Origin of the sequence: Planococcus sp. A6 (genome assembly GCF_028823615.1) — a bacterium.
Taxonomy (GTDB): domain Bacteria; phylum Bacillota; class Bacilli; order Bacillales_A; family Planococcaceae; genus Planococcus.
This window is the reverse complement of record NZ_JAPEHT010000023.1, coordinates 1-26,459: the sequence shown is the minus strand read 5'-3', so window position 1 is coordinate 26,459 and position 26,459 is coordinate 1. Positions and strand designations below refer to the sequence as shown.

Below are 26,459 nucleotides of genomic sequence, written 5' to 3'. Positions count from 1 at the left end.
TCAATTTTCTCGTTCTGCGAAAAAGCCCCCGCAAATAATTCGCGAGGGCTTTTCCGGTATTAGATCGCCACTTTCGCTGAAAACTGGCTCCGGTACAAATCAGCATAAAATCCGTCTTTATCGAGCAGCTGTTCATGTGTACCCTGTTCGATGACTTTCCCTTGATCCATGACCAAGATCAAATCCGCATGCTTAATCGTCGACAGCCGGTGCGCAATGACAAAGCTTGTGCGTCCAGCCATTAAGCGGTTCATCGCCTGCTAGATTAAGATTTCTGTCCGGGTGTCAACGCTGGATGTCGCTTCATCCAAGATCATTATCGGCGGATCGGCAAGAATCGCACGTGCAATGGTCAATAATTGCTTTTGCCCTTGCGAAATATTCGATACTTCCTGATTCAATACCGTATCGTAGCCGTCCGGCAATGTCCGGATAAAATGATCGGCATGCGCCGCTTGTGCCGCTGCATAAATTTCTTCTTCAGAAGCACCGGTCTTGCCATAGCCAATGTTGGCGCGAATCGTCCCGTTAAAGAGCCACGTATCCTGCAGCACCATACCGAAGTTGTGCCGCAGCTCATGGCGGGACATCTCCCGCGAATCCAACCCATCGATGGTGATGCGGCCGCCTTTCAATTCATAGAAGCGCATCAATAAATTGATCAAGGTCGTCTTGCCGGCACCGGTCGGACCGACAATCGCCACGGTCTGCCCCGGCTGCACATCGATGTTCATGTTTTCAATCAACAAATTGTCGCCATAGCCAAAGTCGACATCTTCAAATGCCACTGCACCTTTCGCCCGCTCCAGAACAGAGGCCGTCACTTCTTCTACTTCTTCTTTTTCATCCAACAACTCGAACACGCGCTCCGCAGCGGCCACCGTGGACTGGATAATATTGGCGATATTCGCCGTCTGCGTGATTGGCTGCGTGAATTGTTTGGAGTAGGTAATGAAAGCCTGGATATCACCGATTGAAATGGCGCGCTGGATAACGAGCACCCCCCCCGACGATACTGATCAGCACATAGCTCAAATTCCCGATTAAGCTCATCATCGGCATGATGATACCGGAGATAAACTGCGCTTTGCGTCCGGCATTATACAGTTCCTCGTTGACCGCATCGAATTGCTCGTTCGATTTCGCTTCATGGCCAAACGCTTTCACCACTTGATGTCCTGTATACATTTCCTCGACATGGCCATTAAGGCGACCGAGATTTTTTTGCTGGCTGCTGAAGTATTTCTGCGAACGTTTTAAAATTGGCCCGATGACAAAAAGCGACAGCGGCAAGGATACGACTGCGATCAAGGTCAATAGCGGGCTAATCGTTAGCATCATCACGAGAATCCCGACGAGCGTCACGATGGAGGTGATGAACTGCGTCAAGCTTTGTTGCAAAGTGCTGCCAATGGTATCGATGTCATTGGTCATGCGACTCAAGGTCTCGCCGTTTGGCCGGCCATCAAAATACTCGAGCGGCAATTTTTCCAGCTTTTTATTGACGTCTTGGCGCAAATCATAGACAGTATCCTGTGCCACAGTCGACATCATATACTGTTGGAGGTAACTGAACAGGCTGCTGAATACATACAATCCAGCTAGAACGGCAAGAATTTGGCCAATGACACCAAAGTCGATGCCTCCACCAGGCACCCCTTGCAATTGGCCATAAGCGCCTTCAAATAATTCGGTGATTGCCATCCCCATGATTTTCGGCCCAACGATAGCGAATACCGTACTGAGAATCGCGACGGCAAAAACCGCCGCAAGTTTTTTCCAACGCGGTTTCAAATAAGAAACGAGGCGGCGGAATGTGCCTTTGAAGTCTTTTGCTTTTTCCGCCGGCATACTTGCTCCAGGGCGTGGAGGTCCCATCTGGCTCATGCGATCTCCTCCTCTGACAACTGGGATAACGCGATTTCACGGTACACTTCGTTGGATTCCAACAGCTCGTCATGGGTTCCCATGCCGACTACACGCCCTTTTTCCAACACAAGGATGCGGTCTGCATCGACGACCGTGCTGACGCGCTGTGCGACCAATAGCACCGTGGCATTTTTCGTTTCATTTTTCAACGCTTTGCGCAGCTTGGCATCGGTTTTGTAATCGAGCGCCGAAAAGCTGTCATCAAAAATGTACAAATCGGGCTTGCGGATCAACGCACGGGCAATCGACAAGCGCTGTTTCTGCCCACCTGAAAGATTCGAACCGCCCTGCTCGATTTGGGCTGCATAGCTGCCTTCCATTCGATTGATGAATTCCTGCGCTTGCGCGACGCTTGCCGCCTGATCCAATTCCGCTTGGCTGGCCTCCTGCTTGCCAAAGCGAATATTGTCGGCAATCGTTCCCGTGAAAAGAATGGATTTTTGTGGCACAAAGCCTATTTTCGAGCGGATTTCCTGTTGTGAGGCTTCCCGAATGTCGACGCCATTGACACGGATTGTGCCACTTGTGGCTTCGTAAAAACGCGGCACCAAATTGACGAGTGTTGATTTGCCGGAACCCGTCCCCCCGATCAAGGCGGTGATTTCACCAGGTTTCGCCGTAAAACTGATATGTGACAGCGCCGGCTCGGATGCTCCTGGGTAGTAGAATGTGACGTCTTCAAACTCCAAGGTACCGCGTTCGCGGTCCGCTTTTTCCGTACCATCGTCTTTGAACGCTGGCTGCATCTCCAACACTTCGTTGATGCGCTTAGCTGACACGGCAGCTCGCGGAATCATGACAAACATAAAAGACGCCATTACAAGTGCGAACATGATCATCATGACGTATTGGATAAACGCCATCAAATCCCCGATCTGCATCGCGCCGTTACTGATACGGATGCCACCAAACCAGATGACGGCGACCACAGTCATGTTCATGACCAGCATCATGACTGGCATCAGGAATGCCATGACTTTATTGACTTTGATCGAGACATCGGCGAGTTCCCGGTTGGCTTTTTGCATGCGCGCCTTTTCTTCCGTTTCGCGGTTAAATGCCCGGATGACCCGGATGCCGGTCAAATTTTCCCGCACGACCAAGTTCAAGCCGTCCAGTTGCTTTTGCACTTGCTGGAACAACGGCATGCCATATTTCAGGATGAGCAGGATCGACACGGCCAGAATCGGCATCGCACCGATGATGACCAAAGATAATCTCGCGTCTTTTGAAATCGCCAAGATCAAGCCGCCGACTAGCATGACCGGCGCACTGATGACCATGCGCAGCATCATGATGACGACTTGCTGGACTTGAGTAATATCATTCGTCGTCCGGGTGATGAGCGACGCGGTTCCCACTTCATCAAATTCCTGAAGCGAGAACTGGCCGACATGCTTGAAGACTTTCTGCCGCAAATCGCGACCGAGCCCCATCGCCGCTTTGGCCGAGTAATAACTGGCAAAGACGGCAGCAATGGCGCCAATCGCGGATACCAACAGCATCCAGCCGCCGATTCTCCAAATATAGGGAATGTTCCCTTGAACGACCCCGTTGTCGATGATGTCAGCCATCAAAGTCGGCAAAAACAACTCCGCCATCGACTGGGCGAACACCAAAGCGACGACACCTAGCACAATCCATTTATACGGGCTGAGGTTTTTCAGGATTTTGATCATTTTACTGCCCCCTCCATTTCCGCTTCGCTTAAATATGAAGAGATGTTTTTGTGTGCAGCGACGAGCTCCTCGATTTGAGAATTGGTCAAATGACTGCTCGCCGCCTTGAAGGCCTGATGCAGCCCACCTTCCTGCAGATGAAGCTGCTCAGCCAATGCAAGCCCTGTGCCACTAAGCTCTAGGCGTATCTCGCGGCGGTCGCATTCCATCGGCCGGCGGGTGACATAACCTTCTTTGGCCAGCCCATCCACGGCCTGGCTCAAAGTGCTTTTCGGCAGGAATGTCTTTTCTGCAATCGCCTTTTGCGTCATACCGCTGCAGCGGAAGAGCGTCATCAAAATCGAATATTGTGGAATCGATACCCCTTTCTCGGTCGCCGATTTTTGGATGAGACGCAGTATGTTTTTCTGCACTTCCCCAAAGGACAGCAGCAACTGCATATACCCAGCCGTGCCATTTTTCACTTCCATCTGGCGCTCCCCCTCTCTATCAATCGTTCCAAATGGAACTATCTGCTGTAATGACTTTAAGCTACTCCGATTGCTCAAGTCCGTCAATTTTGAAGCACCGGATCTCTGTGCATAAAAAAGCTCTGAGCTTGCCAGTCCATACTGGCAGAGCTAGGAAAAATTCCGGCGAATAGCCGAAATGTACATGTTCGTGCTGGTTTATGAATACCGAGAATCGCTGGTATGGATGGGCGCAATCCGATCGATGAACATGGCCAACGCCCCCACCTCCAATGGTTTGCTGTAATAATATCCTTGAATGCTAAAGCAATTTTTTGCCGTCAAAAACGCCAGTTGTTCTTTGGTCTCAACGCCCTCTGCAATGACATTCAAATCCAGGTTTTGCGCAAGCGTAATAATCGTGCTCGTAATGGCAGCGTTATTTTTATTGGTTAAAATATCAACCATGAAAGATCTGTCTATTTTCAAGGTATCGATCGGAAAGTTTTTTAAATATCCTAACGATGAATACCCCGTGCCGAAATCATCCAAGGCGATTTTGATGCCCAGCATTTTGAGCTCCCTCATTTTGTCCAGTGTCATGTGGGTATTCCTGAAAATCTGGTTTTCGGTCAATTCGATGTGAAGACACGATGGGGACGCGCCAGTCTCTGCCAAGATGTCTTCAATCATGGAAACGAGATTGTCTTCTTCAAACTGCCTTCCGGACAAGTTGACCGAAATTGACAACTCGGTGTACCCTCTATCGTGCCACTTTTTTAATTGTTTGCATGCGCTTTCTAGCACCCATTTTCCTATCGGCACGATCAGGCCTGTCGCTTCCGCTGTTGGGATGAACTCCGCCGGAGATACCATTCCCCGAGTCGGATGCTTCCATCGGATTAACGCTTCAGCCCCTATGACCCAACCGGTTCGGCTATCCACTTGCGGTTGGTAATGCAATAGCAATTCGTCGTTCTCCAACGCTTTGTACAATGCATTCTCAAGAAAAATACTGTCCATGTTCCGCGTGTTCATATCACTTCTGAAAAAGTGGTAATACGTACCGGACTTTTCTTTCGATTTGTACATCGCAGCATCTGCATTTTTGATCAATACCTCTGCTGATTCCCCATCTTCAGGAAACATGCTGATGCCGATGCTGGCCTTGATATGCACTTCGTTTCCTTTCAGCACAAACGTCTCGGAAAACGAGTCCACCAGCTTACCTACTAAATCCATTAATTCTGTCAAACTGTCGAAACCTGGCAACACAACCGTGAATTCATCTCCGCCTTGCCGCGAAACGAATGCTTGATCCGGCACATAGCGATTGATCCGATTGGCGACGTCTTTCAATAGAATATCCCCGTAGCTGTGTCCCAAGCTGTCGTTGATGATTTTAAAGCGGTCCAAATCCAAGTACAAGACAGCTAACTTCTGTCCGGCCAGTTTCGCCTTTTCGATTTCCTGCTTTAAAAAATAATCCAATAAGGTCCGGTTCGGCAAATCCGTCAAATGGTCATAATAAGCGAGGTGGGTAATTTCCTTTTCCAATTGCTTTCTTTTCGTAATGTCCCGGAACGTGACGACTTCGCCGATAATTTTCCCTTCCTCTTTTACAGAGGACACCACATATTCAACAGAGAAATCGAGCCCGTTCTTTTTTCGGAACTTTAAATCCTGGTTAGAAGCAAACGACGCTGTCGATAACACGATGTCTTTATTCAAGATCATGCTATAGGACTGCCCGATCAACTCACCTTTTGCATATCCCAATGTCGCTTCTGCAGCCCGGTTGCAAAAGGTGATGTTTCCTGCCAGATCAAGTCCGAAAATCCCTTCTTCCACCGAACTTAACACCAATTCGTTCTCCCGTCCAAGACTCTTCAATTGAGAAATGACTTGTTTCAGTTCGATATTTTTCACTCGTATCTCCGATGTTCTTTCCTGTATCAATAGCTCCTGCTTCTCCATATACAACAAATTGGATAAGGTTGAAGCCGTAGCTTCAGCGACGGATTGCGCGAGATCAATATTGGATTCACTAAAAACCGCTTCCGTTTTGTCGAAACTCACGAGCACCATAGCCCCCAGGATTTCCCCCATCGTGACGAACGGGAGAAACAGCATCCGTTCGATGCCGAATGTTTGGCACACTTCCTGATTCACCCGGCTGTCTGTTTCCACATCCAGAATGTACAAAGGCTTTTTAGAGCGCATGACTTCTTGAAATGCGCGATCTGTTGAAGGGTCGAACGCCATTTCTTCGTGTCTTTCCAGCCATTCATTTTCATTCCACTCACTTTTAGCGCTTAAATGAGATGGTTTCAATTTGGCGCCGGCCACCGGATCCAATAAATGGACTCCGATATTGTCATTTTTCAATACCCTACCCGCATAGGAAAGGCAAATCCCCATCACATCAGGCATCGATGAACTCATCGACAAATCCCGCGTCAAGTCCAAGAGCATCTGCTTCTCAGTCAAAAGGCTTTCTTTACGTTTTAAATTATTCACATTCCTAATGGCCACTCCAGCCATATTGACATAAGCTTCTACTGTTTGAATTTCATCGGCTGTCAACTCCATGGGAATCCCGTAATCGAACAAGAACACCAGCCCGAACAACTCGCCTTCATAAGAAATCGGGAGCGCCAGTAAAGACTTGATCCCGAAGCCGGCGACAGCCCGTGGATCAGGGCGCGGATCATTGGCGGTATTTGGAATGTAAATGGTTTGCTGGGTTTCAATTACTTCTTTTGCCAATAAATCATAGTCTGTATCCACTACATGCATATCGAGCGTAATGCCGTTGATGACTTCCGGTTTTCCGACATAACCACGGAAGCTTCCATCGTCCTGGGGCAAATAGATGCCGACCGAATCACAGCGCACAACTTCTTCTGAAATGGCCATGACCACTTGTTCAAGCAAAGGGCGCAGTTCCAGGTTCGTATTGATTAATTTTGTGATATGTGCCAAGCGTGAGTATCTTGTTTGATTTTTTCCCATAGGTCAAACCTCCAATACCAACTCGCTCGCCACTGCAGAGGGTGACAAAACAAGACAGTTTATTTACCAGATTTTTAATAAATTTCAAGAACTTCGATTTTCAAGTTTACTCATCTACTATATATTACCGTACAAAAGTATAGCTCAAATGGTTATTTTCGACTTTTATTCCACTATTTCATTAAAAATTTTCAGTTCAATCCCTATTGTTCAATTAATTTAAAAAACTGCAGTCAAGTTGATGCGTCAAATTCACTTAAAAACTGGCTAAATAGCAGAAAAATATAAGGAAGAACTAAAAATCACAAAATAAAAATACAACAAACTCTTTAATCGCCGAAGGGGCAACTGTAGGGTTCATTGTATTTTTATGAATTCTTCAATGCTACATCTTGCTATCTTGCATACTCTTGCGCAATTGTGCCCAACAAGATCCCAATCAATTGGCCTTTAAACGCATCTGGAACTGATTCACCAGTAGGGTTTTTATAGTAGAGAAGCTGCTCTTTTTCTTGATACGTAAAACCTAGTTCCGTCAATTTGGCAATTAAAGAGGCAGGCAATTCGCTGCCTTCTGTCAATTCCTGAAGATAAGGCCCCGCATAAATCGATACATCTACATCATCAAGGCTGGATTCCAAAATGAACAAATCACGGTCGCTTTTCACGATCCATTGTCCCTTCGAACTGATGGCAAGCTGCTTTCCTTCCAAACTCGAAATCCCTATCAGATTCACTCCAAAAATTTGGTTGATCAACAAACTCGTTTCCGCTGCACTTAGCACATAAGCTTGTTCTTTGATATAGCGGTCCATCACTTCATTTTTAGACATCTTCATGATGCGTTCGTCCTTTTCCGTAGAAGCAGATTCTTCCTTCAGCGATGCACGCAAAGATTCCATAACAGGCGCTGGATAAATCGAAAGTTTGCTGCCATAGTCATTTTTTGATACATAGTCCAAATCGATGTCAAATACCTCATCCACCGCTCGGCGAATTTCGTTGCCCTTTAGCTTTTTGCCAAGCGAGGCTAAATAGTACTCCAATACTTTTATTTTCGGCAGCTGGCTTAGAGTCGTTTCGAGTTCAGCAGATTCGGCATTCATTTCCAATACTTCACTGACAGCTTTTACGACTTTCTTTGAATACTTGGCATCTTGTTGCGGATAGGATTCGTGCGTTTGCGTTTTGGCGTCTCCTGCAGACTCTTGGGCCGAAACATTGCCTGCCGTTCCCATCAATAACATAGAAGTTGCCATGGCTAAAACCATGGATTTTCTTGCATGGATTTTCAAATTATTCCCTCTTTTCACTCATTGGTTTTTTATAACGATTTTATCACAATTTAAACGCGATAATTAGTTATTTAGAAATATATATTTGAATAAAAGTTACAATTTTATTTGATAATCATCAGTCATTACGGCAATAAGTTATTAGCACTGTATAAGACGGATAACGTTAATTTAGCGTGCCTTAGGGGTTAACAAACAAAATATTGGAAATATTTTTCAATCTTCCCTTGCTTTTTTTTAGAATTTGTTTTAAGGTGAACCACATCAACCAGCAATTAACTTAATAATCGATTTCTTATCAAGAGAGACGGAGGGATTTGGCCCTGTGAAGTCTCAGCAACCGCCCTGATTCAGGACAAGGTGCTAATTCCAATAGGCGCAAGCCTAGAAGATAAGAAGAATGCATTTTCCATAAACGGGGCTTTCTTCTTTTCGAAGAAAGCCCCGTTTTTTATTTCCACCACCCATACTAAAAATAGAAAGAAGGAATTTCACATGACTCATTCAACGATTCAAACAAACCCAAAACTAACAACCGCCCCATTCAAGGCGGATCACGTCGGAAGCCTTCTGCGCCCCGACAGCATTCACGAAGCCCGCAACCAGTTTAAAGAAGGCACCATCACATCAGAACAGCTGCGGGAAATCGAGACGACGGAAATCAAGCGCATCGTCGACAAGCAAATCGAAGTCGGACTGAAGGCGGTGACGGACGGCGAATTCCGCCGCACGTTCTGGCATACCGATTTCATGGCGCATATTAACGGCTTTGAAGGTTACACACCAGAAAAAGGCTATCAGTTCAAAAACGTCGAAACCGAAGCTTACGACGTCCGCAACATCGGCAAGATTTCATTCAATGAAAACCACCCATTCATCAGCGATTTCATCGAATTCAAGGAAATCGTCCATGGCCGAGCGGTGCCGAAATTGACGATTCCAAGCCCGAACCAATTTTTCAATCAAGGCATCCGCGATGAAGCCATCTATCCGGACCTGGAAGACTACGCGAAAGACGTCATTCAAACTTACCGCGACGCCTTCCAAGCGTTCTATGACGCCGGCGCGCGCTATATCCAAATCGACGATGTCTATATTGCTGGGCTGTCTTCTCCGGACATCCCGTTCAACGACGGTAAGTATAATCGCGACTATTTGATCGACTTGGCGCTTCGCGTCGCAAACGGCGTGCTGGAAGGCAAACCACAAGACCTCGCTGTGACGACTCACCTGTGCCGCGGCAATTACCAATCCGACTGGGCATTTGAAGGCAGCTACGCATTGATTGCGCCGACTTTGTTCGCCAAAGAAAAAGTCGACGGCTTCTTCCTTGAATACGACGACGACCGCTCCGGCAGCTTCCAACCACTTGAGCACATTCCAAACGGTGGGCCAAGAGTCGTGCTCGGCGTCTTCACATCGAAGAACGGCGAACTTGAAGACAAAGAAGCAATCAAAGCACGCGTCGCAGAAGCCGCTAAACACGTGCCGCTCGAGCAGCTATGCATCAGCCCGCAATGCGGATTCGCTTCGACCCATCACGGCAATATCCTCACCGAAGATCAGCAATGGGACAAACTGCGGTACATCGTTGAAGTTTCTGAAGAGATTTTCGGAGAATGAATGAGAAAAGGCAAGCGCGGAGTTGATCCTTTTTGTTTGGAATAATTGTGTGGTGCACAGGGACGTTTTCATACCCCAATCCTGTCACACCGCGGTTTCGGCTGGCCGAATTGTGTCGCGCACAGGGACAGCACTGATTACGGTCTTAACTCGTCTACAATATTCTGCAAGCCGGTTAAATTCCCTTTTTTAAGTGTGGAATAATAATTTATATGCTTTTGTGCAGCGTCCAGTGCGCTTATGAAGTGTTGTTCCCCATAATCTTTTCGAATGCTCTTCAGTAAAAACCTGTTTGTCTCGTTATTAAACGCCCGTTTGTATTCTTCCCCACCCATCATGGCTAGGAAAATCGTAATATATGCTTGTGCAGACCCTTCGTTCATGCCTGATTCTCTGTTGATTTCAATCTTCCCATCATTTCTTGTCAGCTGTCCTGAAAATACTTTCTTTGCTATCGGATACGCTTTTTTGCTCATCTCCATAGTAATTTTCATCAATGCTCCCCCTTTGTATGCTAAAAACTTAAGCGAATCAATACATTTCACCTATTATTATAACCATGTAAATAGTATCATAAATAAGACACTTAAATACAAATCCCCTAAATAATCATAAGTACGTAATTATCGTTTTAGGTGGCAAACTACATCTTTTAAGAGGAGCATCGTATATGACCAATACCACATCTACCTTAGTCCAGATTCAATGGGAAGGTTCTTATCAATTAAAGGACCTACCACAATTAATGAATGATGAGACTGATTACGGAGTCTATCAAATTTATGGAACGCATCCCGTGTATGGAAATGATGTATTGCTTTATATCGGCAAAGCCGACTATCAAACATTGGGCAAACGGATTTCCCAAGAAAATTGGTTGTATACCAATGACTCCAACAACCACAAAATTTACATTGGAAGACTTCACGGGGCTCAACCGCTGAACGATGAGATTTGGTCCAAGTATATTGATTTGGCGGAGCGCCTATTAATCTATACACATAAACCAGCCTACAACGCCAGAAGCATTTCTTCTTTTCCCGAAAAAGAACTACAACTTATACATGTCTTGAACTGGGGCGATCATCGGGCCTTCTTGCCGGAAGTTTCGGGGCTCCGGTGGACTGGTAAATTAGATGATGTTGAATATGAAATGTTTAAGGTACAGGATGAAAAGGCTTCTATTTGAAAATAACTCTTCAAACTGCTGGAACAAGAATAAAAAATGCATGAAGAAGCTCCTAATCTATACGAGCCTTCTTCATGCATTTTTTACTGGAATTGTGTCGTATACAGGGACGATTTCACACCCATATCCACTACCCATGCGTTTTCTACAGCTTAAATTGTTTGATGCACAGGGACAGACACCTCTACTCAAGCCTTCCGATATTTATCTTCAATCACCTGGTAATTTTCATGACGGATTTTATCCCATTCTGTCTTTTTATACATTCGGCTTTTTAGAAACTCATTAATTCGTTCTGGATTGTATTCCTTGAAATACATACCCGCTGCCCATGCTTTTATTTCTTCGTGTTCCGGATGCTGTTCGTCTCGATAGATTTCCAGAAATTCATAAAATCCCGGAAGTCCACCTACATCTTCAGGAGGCGCTGTCTCAGCTCCGGCAAGCAGCGTGGGAAAGCCGAAATGGTAGTCATCGACAATTTCTTCAAGAACAATGTGAAACTTCCAGTCATCGCCGAAATCGTAGCGATAGATAAGCTGTCCATGTTTCTCGATGTATTCATCGATTTTAATGCGTGCTGGTTGGCGTACGACTGTCGCTAGACGTTTTTGGTAGTTCTCTTCAAAGCGCTTGTGTTTCGGATCAGCCATTTTCAACCGCTCCGCAAATAATTTTTTATTCTTTTTGTAATACTGATGCTCTTCGTAAGCCTGTTCATCGTTTGTAACTCGAATGCCCTCTTCCGGCAAATCGAATTCAAATAAATGGTACGGCTCATAAGGATAACCGCTTTGAAAATTGCTGGTCTGCTGGATAATGTCATGCAGCATATTAAACGTGGCGCCAGCCGGCATGACTAGCTTCCGCCAAATAAGCGGTTCGGAGCCTTCCAATTCGATTCGGATAATATACGATTTCATGTTTCGTCCTCCTGGCTTTCTGTTTAAAATATTTTCAACCGTGTTTTGGAATATCCGTTTTATTCATCCTACCGTCGCTCGAATTTATTAACAAGGACTGGACCAAGATGGATGATATTTACTCTTATTAACCATGCTTTTTCAGATGAACAAACGCACCATTTTCCACTGAAATTGTGTGGTGCACAGGGACGGTTTCATACCCAACTCCACTGGCCACGGGTTTTCCAACGTCCGAATTGTGTCGCGCACAGGGACATTTTCTTTTTTCACTAGAGCTTCCGCTCGCTCTGCTGTAGAATAAGGCAAAACTTAACTCGCGTTCAATCCCCGATCAAGCATCTAAAGGAGCGAAATCAGCCATGAAAAAAGCCCAATTGAAAAACAGAATCGCGCCGACCTCGTCATCCGCCACGCGTCGATCGTCAATGTCTTCACGAAAACCTTGACGACCGGAGACGTAGCGATCAGCGACGGTGTCATCGTCGGCATCGGCGACTACGAAGGAACCGAGGAAATCGATGCCACAGGCAAGTTCATCGCGCCCGGCTTGATCGATGCCCACGTCCATATCGAATCGTCCATGGTGACGCCGCAGCAATTTTCGCATGTCGTGCTGCCGCACGGCGTGACGACGGTCATCACCGACCCACACGAAATCGCCAATGTCAGCGGAACAGCCGGACTTGAATTCATGTTGAAAGATGCGGAGCAGGCCATGCTCGACATTAAGATGATGCTGCCATCCTGCGTCCCGGCGACGCCTTTTGAAAACGCAGGCGCCCGGCTGTCCGCTGAAGACTTGCTTCCTTTTGTCGGGCGCGATTCGGTGCTCGGCTTGGCGGAAGTCATGGATTTCCCTGCGGTGCTTCAAGGAGACGAGGCGATGCTCGACAAACTCTTGCTGAGCCGGCAGATTGATGGCCACGCAGCAGGCCTCACCGATAACGACATCAATGTCTACGGCACCGCCGGTATCTTGACGGATCACGAATGCGTGACGAAAGAAGAAATGACGGCGCGCATCGAACGCGGGCTTTATGTCATGCTGCGCGAAGGTTCGGTCGCAAAAGACCTGCATGCGCTGCTCGAAGGCGTGACCGAACAAAACGCGCAGCGCTGCTTGTTCTGTACGGACGATAAGCATCTCGATGATCTGATCGAAGAAGGCAGCGTCGATTACAACGTTCGGACGGCTATCCGCTACGGAATCAACCCCATCACCGCTATTTCGATGGCGACCTTGAACGCTGCCCAATGTTTCGGGCTGCACCAAAAAGGCGCCATCGCCCCTGGTTGCGATGCAGATTTTGTCCTGCTCGATAATTTGGAAGAATTCACGATTGCGGAAGTCTATAAAGGCGGGCAATTGGCGGCGAAAGATAGCCGTTACGTCGGGGCCATCCAAGAAAACGGCGAAACTTCCTCTGTTCGGGATACGGTGCGCATTGCCGAGCTGTCCGCTGAGAGCTTGAAAATTCCAATGGGCACGAATGCGAGCGCGCATGTTATCGGCATCAACCCGAACAAATTAATCACCGAGCATTTAATTGAAGATGTGCCAGTCGCTGACGGCACGTTTGTTTCAAATCCGGCAAGCGGACATTTGAAAATCGCCGTCATCGAACGCCACCGAGCGACCGGCAATATCGGCCTAGGCATCGTCAAAGGGCTGGGACTCCAAAACGGCGCCATCGCCACAACCGTAGCGCACGATTCGCATAATATCATTGTAGTCGGGACGAATGACGAAGATATGTTGGCGGCCATCCGCGCACTGCAAGAATTGCAAGGCGGGCTCGCCGTCGTCCAAGACGGACAAGTCCTGGCGAGTTTGTCGCTGCCGATCGCCGGCTTGATGTCCGACGAATCGTTCACTGCCGTGTATGAGCAGCTGAAAACAGTCGATAAAAGACTGCTTCAGATCGGCGCCCCAACGCATTTCAACGCCTTCCTGACTTTGTCATTTCTGTCGCTGCCGGTCATTCCTCATTTGAAACTGACCGACCGTGGATTGTTCGATGTCGGGAGCTTCCGGCATATTTCTGTTCCTGTTTCTTCTTCTGTCCCTGTGCAAGACACAATTCAAACGCCAGAAAACGACTGAGAGTGTTTATATGGCGGGGGTTTTTTGTTGGACACGCCTGAACTCGCCCCTGTGCACCACACAATTTAAGCAAAAAACATGAAGAATGCTCCACTTACCCGGAGCATTCTTCATGTTTTTTTCGATAAAGTTATAGACGATCCAGCTTATGTATAAGAGAATCTTTTTACCTCATTTATTTACCTAAAATATTGAAGTACTCTTCAAGTGTTTTTCCAGTAGCTTTGATTTTAGTAGCATTATCCTCGCCTATATAACGGAAGTGCCACGGCTCGAACATGTACCCCGTGATGTCTTCCTTGCCTTGTTGATAGCGCAAATGGAAGCCATATTTATGAGCGTTTGAAGCCAGCCATTTTCCTTCTTTTGTGTTCGCAAACGACTCTTCAAACCAGTGTGCTTGATTAACTCCGCCTAAATCAAAGGCTAGTCCAGTCTGGTGTTCAGAATGTCCAGGACGGGCGCTGAACCGGTCAGCTTTTGTTTTTCCATGTTTTTTCACATAGTTATTATACAAAGTGTTTTGGTACCAATAAGAACGGTATGAACTCGTGATTTTTAATATAACACTCTGTTTTTTCGCATCAGCAATCATAGCGTCCAATGCTTTTTTAGCCGTCGCATTTACTCCAGGATTATAAGTTGAAGGCAATGCATACTTTTTGTTCACAATCAGAATGCCATCCACATATTTGCCAGGTGTATCTGTCGAAGGAGCCGGATATTTCGATGGTGCTGCTGTTCCGATTTTCGCTAAGTAGTCAGAATGAACATAGCCCGTTTTTGCGCCGTATTTCACTTTGTACCAAATGCTACTCTTTGAGATATACGATACTTTTCCGTTTTTAGGAATTTGCAACACGATCTTGTGTTTTGTCGAAGCCCCAGTACGGAGGTTCACGTTACTTTTCGCAAAATGAGTTGGCAAGTTTGCTTTTGGCGGTTCCGGTGCTGCTTCTTCGATTTTCGTTAGGTAGCCGGAGTGAACATACCCCATTTTTGTGCCGTATTTCACCTTGACCCAAGTACCGCTTCCCGATATGTACTCAACTTTTCCACCTTTCGGAATTTGCAAAATGATTTTATCTTTTAATGAACCGCCCGTGCGGAGATTCACGTTACTTTTCGCAAAGTGGGTTTCCGGAGTTGCTTTTGGTGGTTCCGGCGCAGCTTCCTCGATTTTCGTTATGTAGTCGGAATGAACATAACCCGTTTTCGTACCATACTTCACGTGGAACCAAGTACCGCTCCCCGAAATGTACTCCACTTTTCCGCCCTTCGGAATTTGCAACACGATTTTATCTTTTAATGAACCGCCAGTGCGGAGGTTCACATTGCCCTTCGCCACATGAGTTGTTGTTGCTGTCGATGCCTCTGCTTGAATCATACCGAATTCGGTATTGCTCAAAGCATTTCCTGAAGGCATGATGGAAATAGCCAATGCGAGTACCGCTGTTGAGACAGCCGCTTTTGTTGTCAATTTATTTTTCGTCATAAAAACCAACTCCCTCTTCTGTTGCCGCAACTTAGTTATATACAAAACCCCGCTTGTATATGTCCAACACCGTGATAGATGATTTTGGATTCGTTTATGATTATATCATTCAGATTAGCCACTTTCTGCGAACAATTTATAGTATCATAACCACTATCTTTTATTTCACCAGCAATAAATCTGATCTTCCACCCTCTTCATATGCCTTCCTCTATTACTTCTCGAATTGATATTGTGGCACCCTCAATTTAAAAATATTTCTAAATCATTAAAACCTACGCTTGCAACTGCAATAAAGCGACCAACTATTTAACCTTTAAAACGCATGAAAAAACTCCCTAAATCAGAGAGCTCCTTCATGCGTTTTTCTCTAGTATCCCATCTTAAACAGGGCCGTTCAAATAAAAGAAATTCAATGCCGAATCACAACATTGCCTTTTTTCGCTCCACTCTCCACGTAGCGATGCGCCTGAGACAACTCTTCTAGCGGAAATGTCCGATCAATGACCGCACTGATCTTCCCTTCTGCAAACAAGTCACACAAATAGCGTAAGTCGTGGGCTTTGTAATCCGCTACGCCCACAAACACTTTCTGCCCCTTCTTCCTCCCCGTTGTAAATCTCTGAAGAACTTTGCCGAGGCTCGGATTGCCGATTAAGTAAACGCCCGTTGCTTTCAATGAACCCATGGCTTGTGAAAAAGTATTTTTCCCTACGATATCCAAAATGACGTCATAAGCTTCGCCATTCGCCGTAAAATCTTCCCGCTCGTAATCAATGACTTTGTCCGCTCCGATCGATAAAAGCATGTCCAGTTTTTCATGCCGGTCGATCCCTGTCACTTCCGCTCCTTCGTGTTTAGCGAGTTGGACTGCGATGGTTCCGATGCTGCCGCCCGCTCCGATAATCAACACTTTTTGGCCTGCTTGGATATTGGCTTTTCGGAGAAAAAATAATGCATTCATCCCACCTGTCGGAATCGTGGCAGCCTGTTCATAATTCAATTCCTCCGGCATGTGGACGATCGCATAACGGGCCGGTAAACAAACATAATCGGCATTAGCACCGAGTTTTAATCCGGTCGATCCAACCACACGGTCGCCTTTCTTGAAGTGCTTCTGTCCTTCTCCAACACTGTCCACTATCCCGGCAAATTCCTGCCCCAATACTTTCATTCTCGGCTTTCGGACACCGAATAGTAAACGCATCGGCAGACGTAAATACATAGGGAATGTAAAGCTGCGCATTTCACAATCCCCTGCCGTTACTGTAGATGCCAGCACTTTAATGGCGATTTCATTATCCTCTGGCAGCGGCTTTTCAAGTTCCTGCAGCTCTAGGACCCCAGGATCCCCGTAGCGCTTACAGACCATCGCTCTCATACTCTTTCCTCCTTTTTTCTATTTAATAGAAAGTTCTTCTGGCAATACCATTTCCGCCGTGTCACGAGTCATCTTTCATCTCAGGATAAATTTCATGCTTTCACAGCCAGCCACATAGAGGGAATACACGCAGACACCCATTTCGTATACCTTTTACTTCCACTTTTCCGCCATCGATTCCTGCCTAATCGCGCTGCGCTCTATCCCTTGCCTTTGGATGCCCCGCTAGTCCACCTCATGCAGTGGCACGCACATGACTATATGCAATTATTCCCGCCGAATTGTGTCTTGCACAGGGGCGATTCCACACCTAAACCCATTCCCACCGCCATTCTTATCGCTCAAATTGTGCCGTGCACAGGGACAAAACGAATACCACAGAAGGACAAAATCGACACCACACGCCACATCCCAATTCTTGAGCTTGTTTTTTTATCCCCATTTCCTGTATAACTTGAATTATGCTTAATACATCAAGCGATTTTTTGAACGGAGGAAATCATGGAACAGCTATTGACCATCGAGAAAGTATTGAACAACAATGTCGTGATTGCCCGCCATGATGCCTATAAGGAAGTCGTCTTGATCGGAAACGGCCTTGGCTTCAACCGGAAAAAAGGCGATGTCATTTCGTTTGACCATGCCGATAAGACTTTCCTGTTAAAAGACGAGGCGGAAAAGGAACAATACGTCAACATGATTCCGCATATCGATGAAGACCTCATCGCGTTTATCAACGACCAGCTCTTATATATCGAGGAGCAGATGGGTACCGAGTTGAATGAACATATTCACGTCGCGTTGACGGATCATTTGTCTTTTGCCATCAAGCGAATTCAGCAGAATATGCAGTTTTCGAATTCGTTCCTGTTCGAAATCGAGTCTTTGTATCCGAAAGAATACCAAGTGGCTAAAGGTGTCGTGAAAGCTTTCCAAAATCACATGGGCATTGTGTTTCCGGAAGGCGAGATCGGATTTATCGCGCTTCACATCCATAGTGCCGTGACCGACAAATCCTTGCGCGATATCAACCGTGACCACGCGCTCATTTCGCGCCTGACGGAATTGATTGAAGATGGGTTGAAAATCGACATCAGCAAAGACAATGTCAATTACCACCGCTTGATCCAGCATCTGCACCGGGCGATCGACCGCATCCATCATGGGGAATCACTGGGCGATGAAAATAAACTTCAAGAGCTATTGAAAGCCGAATACCCCGTGTGCTATAATCTGGCTTGGAAGCTCATTAAAGTAATGCAAAACCAATTAAAAAAGCCTGTCGACGAAGCGGAAGTGCTTTATCTGACGATTCATCTGCAGCGCTTGACCCATACAAACTGATTCATACGTGTTACTGATTCGATCAGGCATGAGTATGAAAAGGTACAACGGTTAATCCAGGGGACTTCTCCCCTTTTTTACCGATGCCTTTTCCGCTCATGCCTTTTTTGTATGCTTTAGCTTCTGCAACATACGTTCCATCCTGTTTGATCCGCATTCATTTTTACCAATAAAGGAGGAAATTTTATGTCTACTAATGTATTCGGTACATTGCAAAAAGTCGGGAAGGCATTGATGCTGCCCGTCGCACTATTGCCCGCAGCAGGAATTTTGCTGGCTTTCGGCACAAGCTTTTCACAAGACACATTTGTGGAAGCGGTACCATTTTTCGGCACCCCATGGGTCCAGTCATTGCTCTTCATCATGGCGGAAGCCGGCGGTGTCGTCTTTGACAACTTACCACTGCTCTTTGCGGTCGGTGTCGCGATCGGCTTAGCCGGCGGTGACGGCGTTGCAGGTCTTGCCGCAATCATCGGCTATTTGATCATGAACGTCACGATGAAAGCAGTCGGCGGCATCACACCCGAAATGGCCACTTCAGACCCTGCATATGCCATGGTCCTAGGGATTCCGACCTTACAGACCGGCGTCTTCGGCGGGATCATCGTCGGGATATTGGCCGCAGCGATGTACAATAAATTCTACAATATCAACTTGCCGCAATTTCTTGGGTTCTTCGCCGGAAAGCGTTTTGTTCCAATTATTACTGCATTCTCGGCATTGTTTCTCGGTGTCGCAATGTACTTGGTCTGGCCTTTTGCACAGAACGGCCTAAACACGCTCTCTTATTTCATCCTAGACACAAACCGCACACTTGCGGCGTTCGTTTTCGGCCTAGTGGAACGCTCATTGATTCCATTCGGTCTTCACCACATTTTCTATTCACCGTTCTGGTTTGAGTTCGGCACGTATACAAATGCGGCTGGCGAAATCATCCGCGGTGACCAGCGCATCTTTATTGAGCAACTGCGCGACGGAGTCGACTTCACAGCCGGCACATTCATGACAGGGAAGTATCCGTTTATGATGTTCGGCCTTCCAGCTGCGGCACTTGCGATCTACCACTGTGCACGCCCTGAACGTAAGAAAGTCGTCGGTGGCATCATGGCATCAGCTGCCCTCACTTCATTTTTGACAGGGATCACTGAACCGCTTGAATTCGCATTCCTTTTCGTAGCACCAGTATTGTTCGGGATCCACGCAGTATTCGCTGGATTGTCCTTTATGATCATGCACATTCTTGATGTTAAAATCGGCATGACTTTCTCCGGCGGCCTCATCGACTTCCTATTGTTCGGCGTCATGCCGGGCAGAACGGAATGGTTCTGGGTTATCGTCGTCGGATTGTTCTTCGCAGTCATTTACTATTTCGGCTTCCGCTTCGCCATCACTAAATTCAATTTGATGACGCCAGGACGTGAAGACGAAGAAGAAAGCGAAGAAGGCGATTCAGCCGTTACTGGTGAATTGCCTTACGAAATCCTGCAAGCGATGGGCGGACAGCAAAACATCACCCATCTCGATGCCTGCATCACCCGCCTGCGCGTCAGTGTTGAAGACAAGAGCGCAGTCGACAAGAATAAATTGAAAAAGCTCGGGGCTTCCGGTGTCATGGAAGTCGGCAATAACATCCAAGCGATTTTCGGTCCTGTTTCCGATAATCTGCGTGGGCAAATGCAGGACATCATCAACGGCAAAACGCCGCGCACGAAACAAGATGTATCGAAAATCATGGACCAGGCAAAAGACGCTGGAGATGCACCGGTACGCCTCGGCACCGTTGATTTTGGCATCCCGATCACAGGCGACATCCTGCCAATCACCGATGTACCGGACCAAGTCTTTTCCGGCAGAATGGTCGGCGACGGCTTTGCGATTAAACCGTCTGAAGGCAAAGTATTCTCGCCAGTGAACGGTGAAGTCGTCACCTTGTTCCCGACGAAACACGCCATTGGTTTGAAAGCGGATGACGGCACTGAAATGCTGATCCACATCGGCATCGATACTGTTCATCTGAAAGGCGAAGGTTTCACTGCCCATGTTGAGCAAGGCGACCTCGTCGAACAAGGGCAATTATTGATGGAAATGGACCTCGACTATATCGGCAAAAATGCCCCGTCCATCATCACGCCTGTTGTCTTCACGAGCCTCCAAGAAGGACAGCAAGTGAACATCAAAACATCCGGCCGAGTAGCCGCGAATACGAAAGACTTGATTGAAATCACAGCTGGAACTGAAGAAGTCTAACAGAATCTTCCTTGCCAGCTTCAAACCCGGATCCGTGCGAATCTCTTCGCATCGGGCCGGGTTTTCTTTAAAATCGCCATACCTTGGAGGAATGAACCGATGAAACTACTGACCTTGAATTGCCACGCATGGCACGAAGAAAATCAACTGGACAAAATCCGCCATTTGGCACAAGCTATCGCTGAAAAAGAATACGACGTCATCGCCTTGCAGGAAGTCAACCAGTCGATTGATAATGAACCAGCACATGTCGTCAAGCACGACAATTACGCATGGGTCCTGCTTCAGGAAATGGAGCAACTCGGCGTGACGGGCTATACGATGGTGTGGGACTTCTCTCATCTCGTGTACGGGCGCTACGAAGAAGGGCTAGTGATCTTAACGCGCCACCCAGTCGCCGAGGAGCATAGCTTCTTCGTCAGCCAAAGCATCGACAAGCATTCCCCAAAAACGCGGAAGATTGTCGGCGCAACCATCCATTACGAAGACCAGCCCTTCACGTTCTATTCCTGCCACACCGGCTGGTGGCACGACACCGTAGAGCCGTTCAAATTCCAGGCCGACCAGCTGCTTGAGCAAATGAACACGGAGTCCCCTGCCTTCCTGATGGGCGACTTCAATAACGACGCTTCGCTCGAACAGCAAGGCTATGCTTACTTATTGGAAAATGGGCTGCACGACACGTACACATTGGCTGAGGAAAAAGACGCCGGCATCACCGTCAAAGGCAAAATCGCCGGCTGGAGCGATAACAAGCAAGACCTGCGCATCGACTTGATCCTCTCCACCGAACCCGTCACCGTCAAATCGTCGAAAGTCATCTTCAACGGCGAGCACAAGCCGCTAGTGTCGGACCATTTCGGTGTAGAAGTACAGTTGGTAATGAATTAGGAAAGAGTCAGCTGAGCTAATTCATTTACGCAGTAAATGTGGAAGCAATACTTTTATGTGATGCTCGAACTCAAATAACTAGACAAATAAAACGGTTTTTTTCGTTGACTGTTTTTCATTAAAGCAAAAGCTTCGTCACTTGCCGGGAGATCTCGTGCGTGTTGATCGGGGACTCTATTTGGCCTTTGTGCACGCAGCGGATAAATTCGTCGAGTTCGTAATACATCGTATCGAACTCGTGCGGGACGGAAATGTCTTCGGTCGTGCCGTCGCGGTATTTAATCAGCACATGTTTCGGGTCGCTGATTCGGTCGATTTCGATAACGCCGTTTTCGCCTTGGATTTCACTTGGCAAATATGAATCCGAAATCTTCGAATACATGACAATCGCTTCGCATTCGCCGTAATCGAGAATCATGCTGCCTTGCCCTTCCGCACCGGTCGACAACAGATAGCGGTTGCGTAATACGGACTGGGGCTCTCCTGCCAAATGGACGAGCGGCGCCAAGCCGTAAACGCCGAGATCCGTTTTCGCGCCGTTGCCGAGTTCCGGCTTGAACGCGTTTTCGACGATGCCTTCTTTGTATTTGTCGTAGCGGGATGAATACTGGTTGTAATGGAATACGTAGCGGCGGACCGGGCCGATTTTATGCAGCTCTTCTTTCAGCCGCAGGAAGGTCGGCGTCACGGTCGACTTCATCGCTTCCATATAAGTCATGCCGGTTTCTTTTGAAGCCGCAATGACTCCATCCATCTCGTCCAGACTCACAACGGCCGGCTTTTCACAGAGCACATGCACGCCGTGTTGCATCGCGAGCAGGCTTTGTTCAGCGTGAAATGCATTCGGCGATGCGATATAGACCGCATCAATATCGCCTTCTTCGAACATTTTCTTCATGTCCGTATAGACCGCCTCCACCGCGTATTTCTCCGCAAATGCGCGGCCGGTCTCTTCCGTCCTTGAATACACGGCGCCGATGCTGAAACTTGGGTGTTGCTTCGCTGCTTTGATAAATCGATCGGTGATCCAATTCGTGCCAATGATGCCGAATTTCATGATTAGTTTCCTCTTCTCTTTATGTACTTACTTTCAAGCATAGTGCAATCGTGTCCCTGTGTCACACACAATTCCCACACAATTCATTTCCGTGGAAGTTCCAGCCCTTCCCCTCCATTTACTTGTATCTTAGGATAATGAAATTCAAGATATTTTTTCTGATATGAAAGCATCCAAAAAATCTTTAGTCCCCCAAACCTATTGGATTCGCTTCCAAATCCCCTATTGTTATCAACTATCTATCGCTTTGCCATAAATAAATAGAAATATTAGTTTTTTCGAAATATTAACTTTTATTTTCTGAAAAAGATGCTATCATGTGTTATACGATATATCACTGACACCAGGAGGACGACGCATATGATTACATTTTTCGCAGCACTTGCACTCTTAATATTGGGATACATGTTTTATTCGAAATTCATCGAAAAGGTATTCGGCGTCGACGACCAAACTCCAACCCCAGCTTATGCGCAGGCCGATAACATCGACTATGTGCCGATGAGCTGGTGGAAAGGCAATTTGATTCAACTCTTGAACATCGCAGGCCTTGGCCCGATCTACGGCGCTGTAGCTGGCGCATTGTACGGCCCCGTCGCTTTCATCTGGATCGTCGTTGGCTGCATCTTCGCTGGCGGCGTCCATGATTACTTTTCCGGCATGATGTCCATGCGCCACGGCGGAGCGCAATTCCCGACGCTTGTCGGGCGCTACCTCGGAAAGAACGCGAAAGTCTTCATCAACGGCTTGTCGCTCGTGTTGATGCTGCTCGTCGCCGCTGCCTTCACGGCTGGCCCCGCTCAATTGATCGCCCAAATCACGCCGATCTCGTTTATCTGGGCGCTTGCACTTATTTTTGCTTACTTCGTTCTCGCGACAATCTTGCCGATCAACCGCATCATCGGCCGCATCTACCCGCTACTCGGCGGCATCTTGTTGTTCATGGCCATCGCGGTGGCCGTAGCACTCGTGTTCTCTGGCAAACCGATGCCGAACCTAACGTTCAGCAATTTGCATCCAGGTGAATTGCCGATCTGGCCGCTCCTTATGGTCACCGTCTCTTGCGGCGCGATCTCCGGCTTCCATAGCACGCAAAGCCCGATCATTGCCCGCACCATGAAAAAGGAAACCGACGGCCGCAAAATCTTCTACGGCGCCATGATTATTGAAGGCATCATCGCCTTGATCTGGGCGGCAGCTGGCATGACTTTCTTCAACGGCACAGAAGGACTCGGCGCAGCACTCGCAGCAGGCGGACCGTCTGGCGTCGTCAATGACATCTCGATCTCGCTTCTTGGCACTTTGGGTGGCATCCTCGCGATCTTCGGAGTCATCATCTTGCCGATCACAACGGGCGATACCGCACTTCGCTCATCGCGCATGATCTTGGCTGATTTATTGTCGAAGTTCACCAAAACTGACGGCACCTTGCGTATCCTGTTGATCACCGTCCCACTCGCCATCCCGACGTTCTACATGGCGACGATCGACTACACCTTCTTGTGGCGCTACGTTGGCTGGACCAACCAAGTCGTCGCGACCTTCATGCTGTGGACAGCGACGATGTATTTGCTCAAGAACTACAAAATGCACTGGATCAGCGGCGTGCCGGCCATGTTCATGACAGGCGTCGTCTCCATGTACATCTTCTATGCACCGGAAGGCTTGAACATGGAATACCACATCGCCGCCATGATCGGCTCGGTCATCACTTTGGTTGTGGCTCTCTGGTATATCGCGCAAATCATGAAGTACCGCGCTGCGAAGCAGGTAGATTCGGAAGTTGAGGCCGTTTAAAAACTTAATTTCTCTTAATAAAAATTAATAGCCGAATGAAAGAGGTCTTAAATCTCTCTCATTCGGCTATTTCTTTGTGTGTATCAAATGTTAAAGTAATTATCATCTCAATTTGGATATACCACGTATCTTGTCTTTATTTCAGAAATTCATAAATCTCCTTAAACTTATAAGAAAATTACTCTACAATCATTCCTCTAGATATTGTAAGGTATTGACCTGTTTGAGCATTAACACTATATTTGCCGTTAAAATTTTCATTATCTACTATGTCACTACTTCCAACTGGACCTGTCATCAATGCTACATAAGCATCGCCGTAACTTTCAATCACGTACTTCCCAGGCTCAATGTCAGTTCCTACTTTATAATATCCAGCAGCCAAATAATCTGATTGCTCATTAACAATTTCATACAATTCCTTGGCACCAGTAACCCCTAGACTTTCCAACATACTTACATTCACTAAAACGCCATCAGTCTTAATATTACCTACTTCTTGAACAAATACATATCCAAAGCTATCAAAGTTTTCATTATCTACTATGTTACCGGCTTGATCTTCTTCAGAATAATATTGTCCACTGCCACTGAAAGGTATGAATGCATATTCTCCTTTTGGAATGTCTCCTTGTATATAAGACCCTGCATCAAACGCTAGACCTTCATCCATCAATTGAGTTAGTTGATTAACCATTTTGACTTGAGGAGTATCTTCCACAGGAACCTCTTCAACCACTTCAGTTTCCTCTACCACTTCTTCTGCTGAACTTGATTCAACTGTCTCTTCTACCGGTGAATCTGCAGCTTCCGCTTCAGTGGCTTCAGAGCTTTCTGAAGGTGAGGGATACGGAGTTACGATGACTATAATCAGTCCTACAACTATACTTGCCAGTGATATACCTGCACCTAATAATCGTTTCTTCAAATTTCCCTTCTTATTAATTAATGTAATAAACGTCAGCACGAAAAATACAAAAGCACTCAACATGCCTATCAAAAATAATGTAAACCCTATGTTTATCATGATGCCCCTCCTTTTGATAAGTATAATTATAACATTCGAAGAGTATTAATAACTATTAAATTACCAAATTAAACATTCTATTTACCTAAAATTTTTATTTTTTATAATTACCATATTAAACATTAAACTCTACCCAATAAAAAACTGACTTTCTTCAACATTTAATTTAGAAAGAAGAACTATTTATTTCTTCCCACGTGCTTCATAATCCCGCTCAATTTCCTTTTTCCATTCCCGATCAATCTTCTTCCCGGTTCGGAACGAACTCACCGCTTCGCTCAACACTTGATAATTCAACTCTGTCCCCTCTGCATCCGCGTCGTAATCGACTGCAAAATCCTCATCCACACCGAACTTTTTCGCCGTCGCGACCGCATCGATATTCGCACCGAGGAATATGAATTCCCAGCCGTTCGTCTTCTTCGAGGCAATTATTTCATGGATTTTCTTATACGTGTATTCACAGCTCGAGTTTTCCAGACCATCCGTCGTGATGACAAACATCACCCGATCGGCCTGGTGCTTTTTCAATGTCCCTTTTTGCGCGTTGCTGATTTTCTGGATTGTCGAGCCGACCACATCGAGCAAAGCGGTCATGCCGCCCACTTCATAATCGCTATCGGTCATCGGCGAAATGCCTTCGAGCGAAATCCGGTCGTGAAGCAGCTCGTATTCGTGATTGAACAGCACCGTTGTCACGCGGACCTGACCCGGGAGCTTTCTCTGCTTGTCGATCAAGGCATTAAAGCCGCCGATCGTATCTTTCTCGAGCCCCGCCATCGAACCACTCTTGTCGAGAATAAACACCAATTCTGTCGTTTCGTTTTTCATCATCGTTTCCTCCTTCGGTTTACTTGCTACCCCAAGGATACGATTTCCCCATAGAAAAAAGGTCGCTTCGAAAGCGACCTTTTATCACAGTGTTGAAGAAGCCTATTAAAAGGTTATAAATTATAATGGAACCATCATTTTGGCATTCAAAAATTAATGAGCTATCTAAGTATTTGGAGA

At 46.7% G+C, this 26,459-nt stretch carries 18 protein-coding genes, 1 pseudogene and 1 riboswitch; of the genes and pseudogenes, 7 read left to right on the top strand and 12 right to left on the bottom strand.

Annotated elements, in window-relative coordinates; genetic code table 11:
* Nucleotides 1-59: 59 nt before the first annotated feature.
* The 5 genes and pseudogenes from ON064_RS05405 to ON064_RS05385 form a co-directional block, all read right to left on the bottom strand.
* A pseudogene (locus tag ON064_RS05405) lies at nt 60-1,887 on the bottom strand (ABC transporter ATP-binding protein).
* Nucleotides 1,884-3,608, bottom strand: coding sequence for an ABC transporter ATP-binding protein (locus ON064_RS05400; protein WP_274623956.1), 1,725 nt, complete (start codon nt 3,606-3,608; stop codon nt 1,884-1,886). The pseudogene ON064_RS05405 and the gene ON064_RS05400 overlap by 4 nt, the downstream one beginning before the upstream one ends.
* Nucleotides 3,605-4,078: a MarR family winged helix-turn-helix transcriptional regulator gene (locus ON064_RS05395; protein WP_274623955.1), complete on the bottom strand. Its 474-nt coding sequence runs from the start codon at nt 4,076-4,078 to the stop codon at nt 3,605-3,607. The genes ON064_RS05400 and ON064_RS05395 overlap by 4 nt, the downstream gene beginning before the upstream one ends.
* A gap of 198 nt (nt 4,079-4,276) precedes the next feature.
* Nucleotides 4,277-7,072, bottom strand: coding sequence for a bifunctional diguanylate cyclase/phosphodiesterase (locus ON064_RS05390; RefSeq protein WP_274623954.1), 2,796 nt, complete (start codon nt 7,070-7,072; stop codon nt 4,277-4,279).
* A gap of 395 nt (nt 7,073-7,467) precedes the next feature.
* Entirely contained in the window at nt 7,468-8,367 is a 900-nt protein-coding gene (locus ON064_RS05385) for a hypothetical protein (RefSeq protein ID WP_274623953.1), read from the bottom strand.
* A gap of 292 nt (nt 8,368-8,659) precedes the next feature.
* Nucleotides 8,660-8,765, top strand: a riboswitch (SAM riboswitch).
* Nucleotides 8,766-8,862: 97 nt separating this feature from the next.
* Between ON064_RS05385 and ON064_RS05380 the strand changes: the two genes are divergently transcribed.
* Nucleotides 8,863-9,990, top strand: coding sequence for a 5-methyltetrahydropteroyltriglutamate--homocysteine S-methyltransferase (locus tag ON064_RS05380; protein WP_274623952.1), 1,128 nt, complete (start codon nt 8,863-8,865; stop codon nt 9,988-9,990).
* A 137-nt stretch (nt 9,991-10,127) separates the two neighbouring features.
* Here the strand turns inward: ON064_RS05380 and ON064_RS05375 are convergent, their stop codons facing one another.
* A complete protein-coding gene (locus ON064_RS05375; RefSeq protein ID WP_274623951.1) occupies nt 10,128-10,484 on the bottom strand; it encodes a hypothetical protein in 357 nt (118 codons plus the stop codon).
* Between the two features lie 176 nt (nt 10,485-10,660).
* Between ON064_RS05375 and ON064_RS05370 the strand changes: the two genes are divergently transcribed.
* Entirely contained in the window at nt 10,661-11,179 is a 519-nt protein-coding gene (locus ON064_RS05370) for a GIY-YIG nuclease family protein (protein ID WP_274623950.1), read from the top strand.
* 188 nt (nt 11,180-11,367) lie between these two features.
* On the opposite strand, the gene ON064_RS05365 is transcribed toward ON064_RS05370, so the two are convergent.
* Nucleotides 11,368-12,102: a plasmid pRiA4b ORF-3 family protein gene (locus tag ON064_RS05365; protein WP_274623949.1), complete on the bottom strand. Its 735-nt coding sequence runs from the start codon at nt 12,100-12,102 to the stop codon at nt 11,368-11,370.
* A 355-nt stretch (nt 12,103-12,457) separates the two neighbouring features.
* Here ON064_RS05365 and ade point away from each other — a divergent pair, with 355 nt between their 5' ends.
* Nucleotides 12,458-14,209 (top strand): adenine deaminase, encoded by a 1,752-nt coding sequence (ade, locus tag ON064_RS05360; protein WP_274623967.1) that lies wholly within the window; start codon nt 12,458-12,460, stop codon nt 14,207-14,209.
* Between the two features lie 175 nt (nt 14,210-14,384).
* Here ade and ON064_RS05355 read toward each other — a convergent pair whose 3' ends face one another.
* Nucleotides 14,385-15,704 carry a D-alanyl-D-alanine carboxypeptidase family protein gene (locus ON064_RS05355; RefSeq protein ID WP_274623948.1) on the bottom strand — a complete coding sequence of 440 codons (1,320 nt, stop codon included), beginning with the start codon at nt 15,702-15,704 and terminating at the stop codon, nt 14,385-14,387.
* 412 nt (nt 15,705-16,116) lie between these two features.
* A complete protein-coding gene (locus ON064_RS05350; protein ID WP_274623947.1) occupies nt 16,117-17,085 on the bottom strand; it encodes an NAD(P)-dependent alcohol dehydrogenase in 969 nt (322 codons plus the stop codon).
* Between the two features lie 501 nt (nt 17,086-17,586).
* On the opposite strand from ON064_RS05350, the gene glcT reads away from it, so the two are divergent.
* From glcT to ON064_RS05335, 3 genes are all read left to right on the top strand, one after another.
* Nucleotides 17,587-18,429 (top strand): glucose PTS transporter transcription antiterminator GlcT, encoded by an 843-nt coding sequence (glcT, locus tag ON064_RS05345; RefSeq protein ID WP_274623946.1) that lies wholly within the window; start codon nt 17,587-17,589, stop codon nt 18,427-18,429.
* Between the two features lie 186 nt (nt 18,430-18,615).
* Nucleotides 18,616-20,676 carry a glucose-specific PTS transporter subunit IIBC gene (gene ptsG / locus ON064_RS05340; protein WP_274623945.1) on the top strand — a complete coding sequence of 687 codons (2,061 nt, stop codon included), beginning with the start codon at nt 18,616-18,618 and terminating at the stop codon, nt 20,674-20,676.
* 99 nt (nt 20,677-20,775) lie between these two features.
* Nucleotides 20,776-21,567, top strand: coding sequence for an endonuclease/exonuclease/phosphatase family protein (locus ON064_RS05335; protein ID WP_274623944.1), 792 nt, complete (start codon nt 20,776-20,778; stop codon nt 21,565-21,567).
* 118 nt (nt 21,568-21,685) lie between these two features.
* Here the strand turns inward: ON064_RS05335 and ON064_RS05330 are convergent, their stop codons facing one another.
* Nucleotides 21,686-22,624: a Gfo/Idh/MocA family protein gene (locus tag ON064_RS05330; protein ID WP_274623943.1), complete on the bottom strand. Its 939-nt coding sequence runs from the start codon at nt 22,622-22,624 to the stop codon at nt 21,686-21,688.
* Between the two features lie 360 nt (nt 22,625-22,984).
* Between ON064_RS05330 and ON064_RS05325 the strand changes: the two genes are divergently transcribed.
* Nucleotides 22,985-24,421: a carbon starvation CstA family protein gene (locus ON064_RS05325; RefSeq protein WP_274623942.1), complete on the top strand. Its 1,437-nt coding sequence runs from the start codon at nt 22,985-22,987 to the stop codon at nt 24,419-24,421.
* A 178-nt stretch (nt 24,422-24,599) separates the two neighbouring features.
* Here ON064_RS05325 and ON064_RS05320 read toward each other — a convergent pair whose 3' ends face one another.
* Entirely contained in the window at nt 24,600-25,448 is an 849-nt protein-coding gene (locus ON064_RS05320) for an Rv1352/Rv1906c domain-containing protein (protein WP_274623941.1), read from the bottom strand.
* A gap of 183 nt (nt 25,449-25,631) precedes the next feature.
* Nucleotides 25,632-26,282: a vWA domain-containing protein gene (locus tag ON064_RS05315; RefSeq protein WP_342455316.1), complete on the bottom strand. Its 651-nt coding sequence runs from the start codon at nt 26,280-26,282 to the stop codon at nt 25,632-25,634.
* Nucleotides 26,283-26,459: the final 177 nt, after the last annotated feature.